This window comes from Lentzea pudingi (assembly GCF_014646255.1).
Taxonomy (GTDB): domain Bacteria; phylum Actinomycetota; class Actinomycetes; order Mycobacteriales; family Pseudonocardiaceae; genus Lentzea; species Lentzea pudingi.
Window position 1 is genome coordinate 425989 of the sequence record NZ_BMNC01000001.1, and the last position, 12359, is coordinate 438347.

General features: G+C 70.6%; 16 protein-coding genes. 10 read left to right on the forward strand and 6 right to left on the reverse strand.

Going from position 1 to position 12359, the window contains the following annotated elements:
* The first annotated feature begins 56 nt into the window (after positions 1–56).
* Positions 57–887, forward strand: a complete 831-nt coding sequence (locus IEY88_RS01970; RefSeq protein ID WP_189152804.1) for an SDR family NAD(P)-dependent oxidoreductase — start codon at positions 57–59, stop codon at positions 885–887.
* Positions 888–1082: 195 nt separating this feature from the next.
* Here the strand turns inward: IEY88_RS01970 and IEY88_RS01975 are convergent, their stop codons facing one another.
* From IEY88_RS01975 to IEY88_RS01985, 3 genes are read right to left on the reverse strand one after another with little or no spacing between them, the layout of a single operon-like run.
* Positions 1083–1751 carry a CE1759 family FMN reductase gene (locus tag IEY88_RS01975; RefSeq protein ID WP_189152805.1) on the reverse strand — a complete coding sequence of 223 codons (669 nt, stop codon included), beginning with the start codon at positions 1749–1751 and terminating at the stop codon, positions 1083–1085.
* The gene (locus IEY88_RS01980) at positions 1751–2173 is read right to left on the reverse strand and encodes a MarR family winged helix-turn-helix transcriptional regulator (protein ID WP_229693007.1); all 423 of its coding nucleotides are present in this window, start codon (positions 2171–2173) and stop codon (positions 1751–1753) included. Before IEY88_RS01980 ends, IEY88_RS01975 begins: the two co-directional genes overlap by 1 nt.
* Positions 2170–3327 (reverse strand): LLM class flavin-dependent oxidoreductase, encoded by a 1158-nt coding sequence (locus tag IEY88_RS01985; RefSeq protein ID WP_189152806.1) that lies wholly within the window; start codon positions 3325–3327, stop codon positions 2170–2172. Before IEY88_RS01985 ends, IEY88_RS01980 begins: the two co-directional genes overlap by 4 nt.
* 157 nt (positions 3328–3484) lie before the next feature.
* Here IEY88_RS01985 and IEY88_RS01990 point away from each other — a divergent pair, with 157 nt between their 5' ends.
* Together IEY88_RS01990 and IEY88_RS01995 are read left to right on the forward strand one after the other, a co-directional pair.
* Entirely contained in the window at positions 3485–4021 is a 537-nt protein-coding gene (locus tag IEY88_RS01990) for an ABC transporter ATP-binding protein (protein WP_189152807.1), read from the forward strand.
* Positions 4018–5325: a DUF6297 family protein gene (locus IEY88_RS01995; RefSeq protein ID WP_189152808.1), complete on the forward strand. Its 1308-nt coding sequence runs from the start codon at positions 4018–4020 to the stop codon at positions 5323–5325. The genes IEY88_RS01990 and IEY88_RS01995 overlap by 4 nt, the downstream gene beginning before the upstream one ends.
* Before the next feature lie 18 nt (positions 5326–5343).
* On the opposite strand, the gene IEY88_RS02000 is transcribed toward IEY88_RS01995, so the two are convergent.
* Positions 5344–6003, reverse strand: a complete 660-nt coding sequence (locus tag IEY88_RS02000; RefSeq protein WP_189152809.1) for a type 1 glutamine amidotransferase domain-containing protein — start codon at positions 6001–6003, stop codon at positions 5344–5346.
* Positions 6004–6071: 68 nt separating this feature from the next.
* Between IEY88_RS02000 and IEY88_RS02005 the strand changes: the two genes are divergently transcribed.
* Positions 6072–6953, forward strand: a complete 882-nt coding sequence (locus tag IEY88_RS02005) for a LysR family transcriptional regulator (protein WP_189152810.1) — start codon at positions 6072–6074, stop codon at positions 6951–6953.
* Here the strand turns inward: IEY88_RS02005 and lexA are convergent, their stop codons facing one another.
* Complete coding sequence (gene lexA, locus IEY88_RS02010; RefSeq protein ID WP_189152811.1) at positions 6954–7613, reverse strand: transcriptional repressor LexA; 660 nt, start codon at positions 7611–7613, stop codon at positions 6954–6956.
* Between the two features lie 57 nt (positions 7614–7670).
* Between lexA and IEY88_RS02015 the strand changes: the two genes are divergently transcribed.
* The 5 genes from IEY88_RS02015 (at position 7671) to IEY88_RS02035 (ending at position 11052) form a co-directional block, all read left to right on the forward strand.
* Positions 7671–8237, forward strand: coding sequence for a GNAT family N-acetyltransferase (locus tag IEY88_RS02015; protein ID WP_189152812.1), 567 nt, complete (start codon positions 7671–7673; stop codon positions 8235–8237).
* 91 nt (positions 8238–8328) lie between these two features.
* Positions 8329–8898: an RNA polymerase sigma factor gene (locus IEY88_RS02020; protein ID WP_189152813.1), complete on the forward strand. Its 570-nt coding sequence runs from the start codon at positions 8329–8331 to the stop codon at positions 8896–8898.
* Positions 8891–9946 carry a CU044_5270 family protein gene (locus IEY88_RS02025; RefSeq protein ID WP_189152814.1) on the forward strand — a complete coding sequence of 352 codons (1056 nt, stop codon included), beginning with the start codon at positions 8891–8893 and terminating at the stop codon, positions 9944–9946. Before IEY88_RS02020 ends, IEY88_RS02025 begins: the two co-directional genes overlap by 8 nt.
* 110 nt (positions 9947–10056) lie before the next feature.
* The gene (locus IEY88_RS02030; protein WP_189152815.1) at positions 10057–10485 is read left to right on the forward strand and encodes an SRPBCC domain-containing protein; all 429 of its coding nucleotides are present in this window, start codon (positions 10057–10059) and stop codon (positions 10483–10485) included.
* Between the two features lie 9 nt (positions 10486–10494).
* Entirely contained in the window at positions 10495–11052 is a 558-nt protein-coding gene (locus IEY88_RS02035; protein WP_189152816.1) for a TetR/AcrR family transcriptional regulator, read from the forward strand.
* On the opposite strand, the gene IEY88_RS02040 is transcribed toward IEY88_RS02035, so the two are convergent.
* The gene (locus IEY88_RS02040) at positions 10999–11487 is read right to left on the reverse strand and encodes a MarR family winged helix-turn-helix transcriptional regulator (RefSeq protein WP_189152817.1); all 489 of its coding nucleotides are present in this window, start codon (positions 11485–11487) and stop codon (positions 10999–11001) included. The genes IEY88_RS02035 and IEY88_RS02040 overlap by 54 nt on opposite strands.
* 95 nt (positions 11488–11582) lie before the next feature.
* Here IEY88_RS02040 and IEY88_RS02045 point away from each other — a divergent pair, with 95 nt between their 5' ends.
* Positions 11583–12350, forward strand: a complete 768-nt coding sequence (locus IEY88_RS02045; protein ID WP_189152818.1) for a DUF4142 domain-containing protein — start codon at positions 11583–11585, stop codon at positions 12348–12350.
* The last annotated feature ends 9 nt before the right edge of the window (positions 12351–12359 follow it).

A 12359-nucleotide genomic window follows, 5' to 3' on the forward strand; every position in this document is an offset into this window, starting at 1 on the left:
CGCTATAGTAGCTTATGTAGCGCTACATAGATTGCTATAGCGATAGGAGAAGTCCGGTGAGGACCTGGTTCATCACGGGAGGGACGCCCGGAGGGTTCGGGATGGCCTACGCCGAGGCGGCGCTGGAGCAGGGCGATCGAGTGGTGCTGACCGCGCGACGACCCGCTGAGCTGCGGGAATGGGCTGCCGGTCACGGTGATCGCGTGGTGGTCCTGCAGCTCGACGTCACCGACGCCGGGCAGGTGCGGGCGGCGGTGCGGGCCGCGGAGGACCGGTTCGGCGGAATCGACGTGCTCGTCAACAACGCCGGCCGCGGCTGGTACGGCTCGGTGGAGGGCTTGCGAGACGAGACGTCTCGTCTCACCTTCGACCTGAACCTGTTCGCCGTGGTCGAGGTGGTGCGCGCGGTGCTGCCGGGCATGCGGGCGCGGGGGGACGGCTGGATCGTCAACATGTCGTCGCTGGCCGGACTGGTCGGCGTGCAGGGCTTCGGCTACTACTCGGCGGCGAAGTTCGCGCTCGAGGGCCTGTCGGAGGCGCTGCGCCAGGAGGTCGAGCCGTTCGGCGTGAAGGTGCTCGTCGTGGAGCCGGGAGCGTTCCGCACCAACGCCTACGCGGGATTCCAGGGCGAACCGGTCAGCGAGACCGTGGACGCGTACGAAGGCCTGATCTCGGGAGTTCGCGCGGCGTTCGCCGACCAGGACGGCAAACAGCCTGGTGACCCCGTGCGCGGGGTGCAGGCTGTGATCAGCGCGATGAACGCACCTGTACCGCCGCACCGGATCGTGCTCGGCGGCGCCGCGTACGGCGCCGCCATCGCCCTGCACGAGAAGGCACTGGTGGAGTTGCGGGAGAACGAGAAGCTCTCGCGCGGTGCGGATTTCTAGGCGTGTCGTCGAAGGTTCGAGCCAGCGAGGCGACTGCCTGTCAGTTGGGATCGGTGAACGAGACCGGCTTGCCGGTGGCGCGGGCGTAGGCGATCTCCCTGCTGGTGGACTCGCCGACGTACCCGCCGGGGTTGACCACCATGACCCGGCACCCCGGCGAAGGTCTGTTCACGGGCAACCGCGCAGTGTGTCCGCCTAGTTCGCCGCGCCGCCGGCGGCCAGGCGCATCAGGTCGGAGTCGAGGTCGATCGTCAGCTCCGTACCGCCAGCGCTGCCGTACTCGTGCTGGTAGCTGCCCCACGACTCGTCGCGCACGGTCTTCTCGAAGCCCGACGTCATGAGCGCCACCAGTTCGAGGGCCGCACGGTCGATGCGCTTGTTGAGGCCGTTGTCCTGCCAGTCCTCGGTCGACGCGAACAGCGACGTCGGCACCACGACCGTGCGCAGGTAGGCGAACAGTCCGCGCATCTGGTCGTCGACCACGAGCGCGTGCCGGGCGGTGCCGGCGGTCGCGGCGAGCACGACGGGTTTCGCGATCAGCAGGTCGTTGTCGAGGATCTGGAAGAACGACGTGAGCAGGCCGCTCGCGCCCGCCTTGTAGACGGGGGTGCTCGCGACGATGCCGTCCGCGTGCTGCAGGGTCGCGATGGCGTTCTGCAGCTTCGGCCCGATGTGGTTCGACACCAGGGCGTTCGCGATCTCGGTGGCGAGCTCGCGCAGTTCGACCACCGTCGTGCCGACGGTCTGCGCCCGCTTGCCGACGAGGGTGGTGACCCGCCCGGCGACGCGGTCGGCGAGCAGGCGGGTGGACGACGGGTCGCTCGTGCCGGCGGACACCACCACCAGCTGGAAGTTCTGGCCCATTACTCCTCGCTCTGGCTGAGCTTGCCGGTGATCGCGGCGAGCTGTTCGAGTTCTTCGGGCGTCAGCACGCTCAGGGCGCGCGTGACGCTGCGTGCGTGCGGGCTGCCGATCTGCCGCTGGGTCGCCCGGCCCGCCGGGGTGAGCGTCAGGCGCACACCCCTGCGGTCGCCGGGGTCGGGGCAGCGGTCGACGTAACCCCGGTCGGCCAGGCGGTCGACCATGCGGGACAGGGCCGGCTGGCTCAACAGCACATGGCGGTTCAGCTCACTCATCCTGAGTGGACCGTCGCACTTGGACAGCTGGTACAGCACGTCGTACTCCCGCATGGTCAGGTCGCCCCAGATGTCCTCCGCGTTGAACTGCTTCATCAACACGGAGTACGCCTTCATCAGGGACTCCCACGCCTCGTTGGCTCGGGTCACTTCGAGTCCTGGTACGGCGAGCCACCCGTGACGTTGTCACCCCGGTTGGCGTTCGGCTTGGGCTGACGGACCGGTCCGTCGCCGTACTTGTCGCTGACGCGTCCCGCGTGCGTCGGCGGCTTGGCGGTCTCGGGGTCCTGGCGCGCCTCGATCTCCTTGCGCAGCACGGGAACCACCTCCTCACCGAGCAGGTCGAGCTGGTTCAGCACGGTCTTGAGCGGCAGGCCGGCGTGGTCCATCAGGAACATCTGGCGCTGGTAGTCGCCGAAGTGCTCGCGGAAGGTCAGCGTCTTGTCGATGATCTCCTGCGGGCTGCCGACCGACAGCGGCGTCTGGTCCATGAAGTCCTCCATCCGCGGCCCGTGGCCGTAGACGGGGGCCTCGTTGAAGTACGGGCGGAACTCCTTGATCGCGTCCTGCGACCGCTTCGCGATGTACGCCTGGCCGCCGAGGCCGACGATGGCCTGCTTCTCGGTGCCGTGGCCGTGGTGCGCGTACCGCTGGCGGTAGAACTTGATCAGCCGGATGTAGTGCTCCTTCGGCCAGAAGATGTTGTTGGCGAAGAAACCGTCACCGTAGAACGCGGCCTGCTCGGCGATCTCCGGCGTGCGGATCGACCCGTGCCACACGAACGGCGGCAGGTCGTCCAGCGGACGCGGCGTGCTGGTGAAGCCCTGCAGCGGCGTGCGGAACTTGCCCTCCCAGTCGACGACGTCCTCGCGCCACAACCGGTGCAGCAGGTTGTAGTTCTCGAGCGCCAGCGGCAGGCTCTGCCGGATGTCGGCGCCGAACCACGGGTAGACCGGCGCGGTGTTGCCGCGGCCCAGCATCAGGTCCATGCGACCCTTCGCCAGGTGCTGCAGCATCGCGTACTCCTCGGCGATGCGCACCGGGTCGTTCGTGGTGATCAGCGTCGTGGCGGTGCTGACGATGAGCTTCCGCGTCTTCGCCGCGATGTGGCTGAGCAGCGTGGTCGGCGCGGAGGAGAAGAACGGCGGGTTGTGGTGCTCGCCGATCGCGAACACGTCGAGCCCGACCTCCTCGGCCTTCTCGGCGATCTGGACGATCGCGTCGATGCGCTCGGCCTCGGTCGGGGTCTCGCCGCTCACCGGGTCCCTGGTGATGTCGCTGACCGAGAAGATTCCGAACTGCACGGCACCCGCCTCCTTCAAACTTAGTGACTTATGCGTTTGCATCTACTCTAACGCGTGGGCGCCCGATCCATTCCCATTACCCTGATCACATGTCGCTGGGCGTGGGGGACGCCGGCTTCGGCTACGGCGGAGTCCCCGTTTTCGCAGGTCTGTCTTTGTGGCTCACGCCGGTGAGGCCGTCGCCGTCGTGGGCGCGAACGGCTCGGGCAAGTCGACGCTGCTGCGCTGCCTGGTCGGCGCGGAGGTGCTCGACTCCGGCCGCGTGCTGTTCGGCGGCGCTGAGCTGGACGAGTCGTCGGCCGCGTTCCGTGCCGCCGTCGCGTCGCTGCTCGACGACGCCGACTACTTCCCGGACGTGTCCGTGGTGGAGCACCTGCGCCTGCTGGCCTGGCTGCACTCCTCGTCCGCCGACGTGTCGGCGGTGCTGGCGGAGGTGGGCCTGAGCCCGGTCGCCGACCAGTTGCCGCCGACGCTGTCCTCGGGCCAGCGGCACCGCCTCGGCCTGGCGTCCTGCTTCGTGCGCCCGCGCACGGTCCTGGTCCTCGACGAACCGGAACAGCGCCTGGACGCGGCCGGCCGCGCGTGGCTGCGCACCCGTCTGCTGGCGGAGAAGGCGGCGGGCGTGGCCGTGGTGTTCGCGTCGCACGACCAAGAACTGGTGGAGGCGGTGGCGTGCCGGACCGTCACGCTGTGACCGCGTTCGCCGTCGACCGGCGCCTGCGCACCCCGATGCCGTGGCGCTTCGTCGTGGCGCGGCTGTACTCGCAGCTCGTCGTGTTCTCGATCATCGCCGCGGTCGGGTACGGCTGGGCGTACGCCGGGCTGACGAAGACCCCGCAGGCGGGCAACGCCTGGACCGCCCTCTGCCTGTCGGTGCTGGGCGCCGCCGTGCTGATGAAGGTGGCGCTGGCGTTCGGGCCGGTCTTCGTCGGCGGGGACCGGATGTTCTGGGTGCTGAGCGCGCCCGTCGCTCGCGGGCCGTTGCTGCTGCCCCGGTTCCTCGGGCTGCTCGCGGTGGGAGCCGTGGTGGGTGCGGCCTGGCCCGCCGCGGTGTTCGGGATGGTGGGGGCCGTGGTGCCGCCGCTGGTCGCTGCAGGGGTCGGAGCCGGAGCCGGGGTGGCGGTGGTGGCCGGATCCGTGGTGGTGCAGCGGGCCCGGCTGCGGGTGCAGCCGTGGTTGAGCGGGCTGGTGGCGCTCGCGGTGGGGGCGCTGCTGGTGCCTTCGAGCTGGGCCGGCGGGCAGGGCGGGTGGCCCGTGGCCATGGCTGTCTGGGTCGTGGCGATCGGGCTGGTGGTGTCGGCGGCCGTCGCCGTGCGGCACCTGCGGCGGGCCGACCTCGCGGCCGGTGCGGCCCTGGCCGGGGCGGCGCGCGTGTCGGTGAACTGGTTCGACCTCGCCCTGTTCGGCGCGCTCCTCGCCGAAAGGCGCGCACGCCTGCTGGGACGGGTGAGGTCGTCCCGGCCCCGCGCCACCGCGCCCCGCTTCCTCGCCTTCGCCTGGATCGACGCCCTCCGCCTGCGCCGCACCCCGAACGCGGTCCTGCTCTGGGTCGCGCTGCTCCTCGTCCCCGCTCTCGTGGGACTGGCGTGGGAGTCCGCCGTCGTGCCCGCCGTGCACCTCGTCGCCGCGTTCCTCGCCACGGACCGGCTGGCCGCGGGGCTGAAGTTCGTCTGCCGGTCACCGGCGATGCGACGGGCGTCGGGGATGCCGGACCGGCGGCTGCGGCTGGCGCACCTCGTGTTCCCCGCGGGCGGCGCCGTGCTGTGGTGCGCGGTCAGCGTGGCGTTCACACCGCAGGTGTCCATGCTCAACGGGCTGATCTCGGCGGCGGGCGCGGTGGCGGTGGTCTACCGGATCGCCACGCGACCGCCGATCGACTACGGTGCCGCGGTCATCGACTTCGGGCTCTACGGGCCCACGCCGCTGGGTCTGATGGCGCAGTTCAGTCGTGGGCCCGTGTTGCTCGCCGTGCTCGCGGTGGTGCAGATGTCGTTGTAGGAGAACGCCTCCAACGGTTCAGGCGAGCAGTGACGCCACACGCTCGGCGGTGGCCACGCTGGACTGCGGGTTCTGGCCCGTCACGAGCCCGCCATCCACGACCACCGTGCTCGACCACGGCTCGCCGGCGGACACCCGCGCGCCCAGCTCGGTCAGCCGGTCGGCGACGAGGTACGGGACGTTCAGGCCGCCCTGGCGCTCCTCCTCGTTGCTGAACACCGTCATCTCCTTGCCGGCGAACACGAACGTGCCGTCCGAGCGGACCGCGCTGAGCAGCCCCGCCGGTCCGTGGCACAGGGCCGCGACGACCTTGCCGGCGTCGTGGAACTCCGCCAGCAGCGCACCCAGGGCCGTGTCGGACGCCAGGTCGGCCATCGGGCCGTGCCCGCCCGGCAGGTAGATCGCGTCGAAGGCGGCAGCGTCCACATCGGACAGCACGGCGGGCGCGCGCAGGTCTTCCAGCGTCGCGACGGCCTCGTCGAACCTGCCGTCGAGGCTCACCTTGTCCACGGTCGGCACGACACCGCCGGGCGTCGCCAGCGTGACCTCGACACCGGCCTCCCGCAGCACGCGGACGGACTCCACGACCTCCTCGGCCCAGTACCCCGTGGGGTGGCTCGTGCCGTCCGCCAGCGTGAGGGAGTCGGCGCCGGACACGACCATCAGTAGCTTCTTCATGTCCCCAAGGACATCACAGATCAGCAGAACGCGACGGATGAGCTATAAGTTGTCTTATGGCTGGGAGGTTGACGGACCTGGATCTGCTGGTGACGTTCCTGGAGATCTACCGAGGCGGGTCGCTGACCAGCGCGGCCACCCGGCGGGGGCTCACCCAGCCGGCCGTCAGCGGCCAGCTCACCAAGCTGGAGAAGGAACTGGGCGCGCCGTTGTTCGTGCGGGGCAGCCGCGGGGTCACCCCCACACCCCGTGCCGACGACCTGGCCCGCCGCGTCGGCCGGCACCTCGACCAGCTCAGAACCGCGCTCGACCCCGAAGGCACCCTCGACGGCACGGTCCGGATCGGGGGAGCGGCGGAGTTCATGACCGTCAGGGGTCTGCCCGCACTGGCCCCGCTGACCCGCCGCGGCCTCCGGTTCGAGGTCACGTTCGGACTGGCCGCCGACCTCCTCGACGCCCTGCGGAACGGCAGGCTCGACGTGGTCCTGTCCTCGGTCAGACCGGGGGCGGGGTTCACCGCCACGCCGCTCACCGACGAGGAGTTCGTGCTGGTCGGGCCGCCGCTGCTGGCCAGGACCGTGGACCAGGACCTGCTGGCGGAGGACCCGGCACGCGCCCTCGAACACCTGCCGCTCGTCGCCTACGACAGCGACCTGCCGATCCTGCGCCGCTACTGGCGCAGCGAGTTCGGCAAGCGCCCCCGCAACACCGTCGCCGTGACCGTGCCGGACCTGCGCGCCGTGCTGGCCGCGGTGATCGCCGGGGCCGGGGTGTCGGCCCTGCCGCGCTACATCGCCGAGCCCGCACTGGCCGCGGGTTCCGTCGAGCAGTTGCACCACCCGGAGGTACCGCCGCTGAACACCCTCTACGTCGTCACCCGCGGCACGCCCGCCAAAGCCACCGAGGCCGTCGCGGAGCACCTCATCTCACGGGACTGGGGCGTCCTGTGACTAGACGCTGCGCAGCACCGACACGACGATGCCGAGGATGACGGCCTTGTCGCCGTCGATCACGGGGTAGTCGGCGTTGCGCGGCTCCAGGTACACGTGGCCGCCCTTGCGCTGGTACACCTTCACCGTCGCCTCCTCCTCGATCATCGCGGCGACGATCTGCCCGTTGTAGGCCTCGTGCGTCTGCCGCACCACGACCGTGTCGCCGTCGCAGATCGCGGCGTCGATCATCGAGTCACCGCGCACGCGCAACGCGAACACGTTGCTGCCGCGGCCGACCAGGCCGCGCGGCAGGTGCAGCACCTCGTCGACGTGCTCGACGGCGGAGATCGGCGCACCGGCGGCGATGTCGCCGACGACGGGCACCGAGACCGAGCCGTCCGAGCCGCCGCCCGCCGCGATCGGGGCCCCGCTCAGGAACACCCGCACGTCCATCGGCCGCGTCACCGAGCCGCCGCGCTTGAGGAAACCCTTGTCCTCCAACGCCGACAGGTGCTTCGACACGCTGGACGACGACTTCAGGCCGACCGCCTCGCCGATCTCACGGGTGCTGGGGGAGTAGCCGTGCTCGACGACCCAGTCACGAATGGCGACCAGGATCATCTGCTGGCGCTCCGGCAGCACCGTCGTGTCGAGCTCGAGATCGTCGTAGGCGGTCATCCGGCGATAGTAGTAATCCACTTGCCAGACACGATCGGGTGGTCGTTCGATCATGCGATGACCTCTGCCTGGGTAGGAGAACTCGTCCGGCTGCGCGGCGTCGAACCCGAGGACTGGGAGGCCTTCCACCGCTTCGACGGGAACACCGGCGACATGCGGCGCATGGACCGGATCCACCCGCCCCGATCCGCTGCGGCGCAACAGGAATGGGCGCGGACGACGGCGTTGAAGAAGCCGGAGGACGACGTGCTGTTCCTCGCGGTCGAGTCGCTGGCCGACGGCGCGCTCGCCGGCATGGTGACCACCGGCGAGACCGACCACCGCGCGGGCCGGTTCTCGTACGGGATCGCGATCGGCACCGGGCACAAAGGACGCGGCTACGCGACGGAAGCCGTGCGGCTGCTGCTGGCCTTCATGTTCGGCGAGCGCCGGTTCCACAAGTGCGAGGCGAGTGTCTGGGGGTTCAACGACCCCTCGATCGCGTTGCACCGCAAGCTCGGCTTCACCGAAGAAGGCCGGTTGCGCGACCACGAGTTCTTCGCAGGACGCCACCACGACGTGGTGCTCTTCGGCCTGACCGCCCCCGAGTTCGCCGCCCGGCACCCGCACCCGCGCGAGATCTGACCGGCTGCCCCACGATGTGGCGGTGAGCACACGACGGGAACGCTCCTGGGGGCTGCGTCCAGGTAGGTCTGTGCGAACCCAAGCGGCGCCAGTGGCGCTGACACCCGAAGCGGCGCCGGCGGTGCTGGACGAGTCCGCGCTGCTGGACCTGTACGAGTCGACGGCCGAGCGGCTGCACCGCTACGTGGCCAGGCGGGTCGGCCCCGACGCCGCGCAGGACGTGGTGTCGGAAGCGTTCCTGGTGCTGTGGGACCAGCGCGCCGGGCAGGCCTACGAGGCCGATGCCGTGCGTGCCTGGCTCTACGGGGTGGCGACGAACCTGCTGCGCGGTCACGTCCGCGCCGAGGAACGCAAGCTGCGGGCGTGGAGCAAGGAGTACGCGGCCCGCACCGACGAGGCCGACATCGGCGACCGGGTGAGTGCCGCCGCGGACGCGGACGTGCTCGCCGGGCCGCTCACCGCGTGGCTCGCCGAACTGCGCGTCGAGGAACGCGAAGTGCTGCTGCTCAACGCGTGGGCGGACTTCTCGCCCACCGAGATCGCCGTGGCGCTCGACGTCCCGGTGGCCACCGTGCGCACCCGCCTGCACCGGGGCCGCGCTCGACTGCGCACCCGCCTTGCCGCGACCGACCACGACTTCACCGAGGACAGCCATGTCTGAGCCCACCACGCCCGAGACCCTCGACCGAGTGCTCGACGCCGCGCTGACCCGTGCCGGTGACGAGCCCGTCCAGTTCGACGTCGCCGCCGGGAAGGCCGCCCTGGCCGCCGCCTTGAAGGAACGCGCGGAAGAACCGGTGGCCGCCGGGCACCGGCCGCGCCGCCGCACCCGCTGGCTGGCCGCCGCGGCCGCCGTGACCGTGCTGACCGGCGCCGGCCTGGCCGCGTCGACCGTCGACCTCACCGGTGTCGGCAGCAACTCCGTGAGCGCCGCCGAGGAGCTGACCAAGGCCGCCGACCTCGCCTCCCGCGTGGTCGACCGGCCGCTCGCGCCTGGCCAGTACCGGTACGTGCGCAGCCGTGTCGAGGGCATCACCACGTCGAGTTCCGGGGAGGCGACGTACAGCGAGATCGTCCAGGAGCAGTGGATTCCCGCCGATCGCCGCGACGAGTGGATGTTCCGCAACCGGAACATCGCGACGAGGTGGCTGGAAGGACACGAGGGCTCGGGACAGCCGGACTCCGGATCGGCGTTCAAGGACGGGGCGGAGTTCCGCGGCAAGTGCGGCAACTACTCCTACATGGCCGAGGGCTCGCCGGACCGCTGCACGATCGCGGACTTCCACTTCCCGACGCCGGAGTTCGTCGCGGCGCTGCCGAAGGACCCGGCGCAGATGCTGGCCAGGTTGAAGGACGCCGGGCAGGCCGGTGACTCGGGCGCGTTGATGCAGGCCCGTGAGGCGCTGAACTCGGGGCAGTACCCGGCCGAGGTGCGGGCGACGATCTTCCGCGCGCTCGCGTTGCTGCCGGGACTGGTCGTGACCGACAACAAGGCGAACCTCGACGGCAAGGAAGGTGTCGCCCTCGGCATGAAGTACTTCGAGGACTTCACCGAGATCATCATCGACCCGGCCAACGGCGACTACATCGGCGCCCGGGAGACCGTGGCCGAGGACCTGCCGGACGACATGGGCGGCCTGGAGAAGGGCACGGTCCGCAGTTCGTCGGCCGTGACCACGAAGATCGTGGACAGGCAGGGCGCGGAATAGCTGCTCCCGCCGATTCGGGGCGCGGGAGTGACATGCAACCCTGGGGTTGCGCATCCTCGGGGGGATGTGCAACTCTAGGGTTGCACTTATTCGCTGACCTGGGAGTAGTCGTGAGCGTGGACCGGATCGAACGCGAGACCCTGATCGAAGCACCACTTCAGCGGGTCTGGCAGCTGGTGACCGAGCCGGGGTTCTGGGTGGCCTCCCAGCCGTCCGGCACCGCGGTCGAGGGGGAGACGACCCTCTGCAGGCACGAGCAGTACGGCGAGTTCCCGGTGCGGGTCGAGACCGTGACGCCGCAGACCTACGTGTCCTACCGCTGGGCCAGCGCGTTCGGCGGGCAGGAGCTGACGTCGGACAACACGACGCTGGTCGAGTTCACGCTCACCCCGGAGGGCGCGGCGACCAGGCTGAAGGTCGTGGAGAGCGGGTTCTCGCGGCTCGCGGGCTCGGAGGAGCTGCGGGAGAAGGCCCTGCGGGACAACACGGGTGGCTGGCCCGAGGTGCTCGAGGCGTTCGCGAAGAAAGCCGAGAGCTAAGTTCACCGTGTGCCCAAATCAGCCGACCGCGGTCGCCGCACCCGAGAACAACTGATCGACGCGGCCGCCGCGCTCGTGGGCGAGGTCGGCTGGGGTGCGGTGACCACACGGCTGGTGGCCGAACGGGCGGGCGTCAACGCCGCGCTCGTGCACTACCACTTCTCGTCGGTGTCCGAGCTGCTGTCGACGGCCGCGCTGCAGTTCGCCACGCGGGTGCTGGGCGAGTCGGCGGACGCGTTGCGGTCGGTTCCGCCGGCCGACGGTGTCGAGCGGCTCTTCGAGGACCTGTCCCGGTTCACCGGCACGGATCCCGAGTCGTTGCTGCTGGCCGAGGCGTTCCTGGCCGCACATCGGCTGCCCGAGCTGCGCGCCGGGCTGTCGGCGCTGGTCGCGGACTTCCGGTCGCGGGTCGCCGCCTGGCTCGGCGACGCCGGGGTCGAGGACGCCGACGGGGTCGCGTTGTTGCTGGGAGCGGCCATCGACGGGTTGGTGCTGCACCGCGCGTTGGACTCGTCAGTCGACTTCCGCGCGGTCGCGGGGTCGTTCCGGCGCCTCGTCGCGGGCTGAGTAGCGCGGCTCGCCGCCGGCCTCGGCGAACGCGGTCAGCGCCTCGACCAGGCCGTGCCGCAGGTGCTCCGGCATGCGGGCGACGATCGTGCTGATCTCGACCCGCCTGCGGGCCATCACCTCGCCCACGACCCGGCTGCCCTCCTCGCTCGCCACGACCACGACCTCGCGTTTCGTGGCGGGGTTCGGCTCGCGGTCGACCATGCCGGACGTGATCAGGCGGTCGATCATGCGCTTGGCCGTGGACGGGTTGACCTCCAGCAGGTCGGCGAGCGCGGTGAGGCTCATCGGGCCGCGGCTGTCGAGCAGGACGACCATGCGCAGCTGCGGCAGCGTGAGCGTCTCCTCGACGGCCGCGAGCGACCGTGCCGAGACGGCCACCAGCAGGCGGGACGCGGTGAGGACCGCATCGGTCAGATCATCGACATCGCTCACCCGCCTAGTTCTACAGGGCTCTCCCAAGGTAACGAAACGATAAACATTGCACTGTGCAACGGTCGTTGACCTGCTCTCCGTCCGTACCTCTCGGCATGCGGATACTCCTCGTCGCTTTGCTGACGTTATTGGTGGGAGCGCAGCCCGCGTTCGCGCAGCAGGACCTGGGACCTGACCACGTGCAGACCCAGTTCGGGCCGATGGGCCCGGCCGGGCGTGACCTCCTGCAGAAGGTGGCCCTCGCGGGGTTGTGGGAGGGCCCCGCCGGGCGGATGGGGCTCGAGAAGTCGTCGAGCCCGCTGGTGAAGGAGGCCGGTCGGCACCTGATCGACGGGCACGCCGACCTGGACCGGCGCACCGCCGAGCTCGCCCGCACGTTCGGCGTGCAGTTGCCGACGCAGCCCAACGAGGCGCAGCAGGGGTGGCTGAACGAGATGCGGGCCGCGCCCGCGCGCAGTCCCGAGTTCGACCGCGTGTTCGCGAACCGGCTTCGTGCCGCCCACGGTGTGGTCTACAAGTTCCTCGCCTCGGTGCGCACGGGCACGCGCAACACTGCGATCCGCGACTACGCCAAGGTTTGCATGGACACCGTGCTCGACCACATGACGGTGCTCGAGGCCACCGGGATGGTCGACTTCACCGACACCGAGGCGATCCCGCTGGCGCTCGTCGCCCAGCCGTCCTCGATCGCGCCCACCCCTCCCGCGGCGCTGCCGCAGGCGAACTCGCAGTACGCCCAGCAGCGGCAACCGCAGGACGACGGACTTCCGGACGGCGCCGTCGGGTTGGGCGTGCTGGCGCTGGTCGTGGCCGGTCTGTGGTTCTGGACCAGCGGGCGGAGCAGCCGGCGGATGCACTCGTAATGCTAGGTT

Coding starts and splice junctions, on each gene's coding strand:
- lexA (WP_189152811.1), bottom strand. CDS start 7,613: ATGACCGCCTACGACGATCTCGAGCTCGACACGACGGTGCTGCCGGAG.
- IEY88_RS02015 (WP_189152812.1), top strand. CDS start 7,671: ATGACCTCTGCCTGGGTAGGAGAACTCGTCCGGCTGCGCGGCGTCGAA.
- IEY88_RS02045 (WP_189152818.1), top strand. CDS start 11,583: ATGCGGATACTCCTCGTCGCTTTGCTGACGTTATTGGTGGGAGCGCAG.
- IEY88_RS02025 (WP_189152814.1), top strand. CDS start 8,891: ATGTCTGAGCCCACCACGCCCGAGACCCTCGACCGAGTGCTCGACGCC.
- IEY88_RS01975 (WP_189152805.1), bottom strand. CDS start 1,751: ATGGGCCAGAACTTCCAGCTGGTGGTGGTGTCCGCCGGCACGAGCGAC.
- IEY88_RS02000 (WP_189152809.1), bottom strand. CDS start 6,003: ATGAAGAAGCTACTGATGGTCGTGTCCGGCGCCGACTCCCTCACGCTG.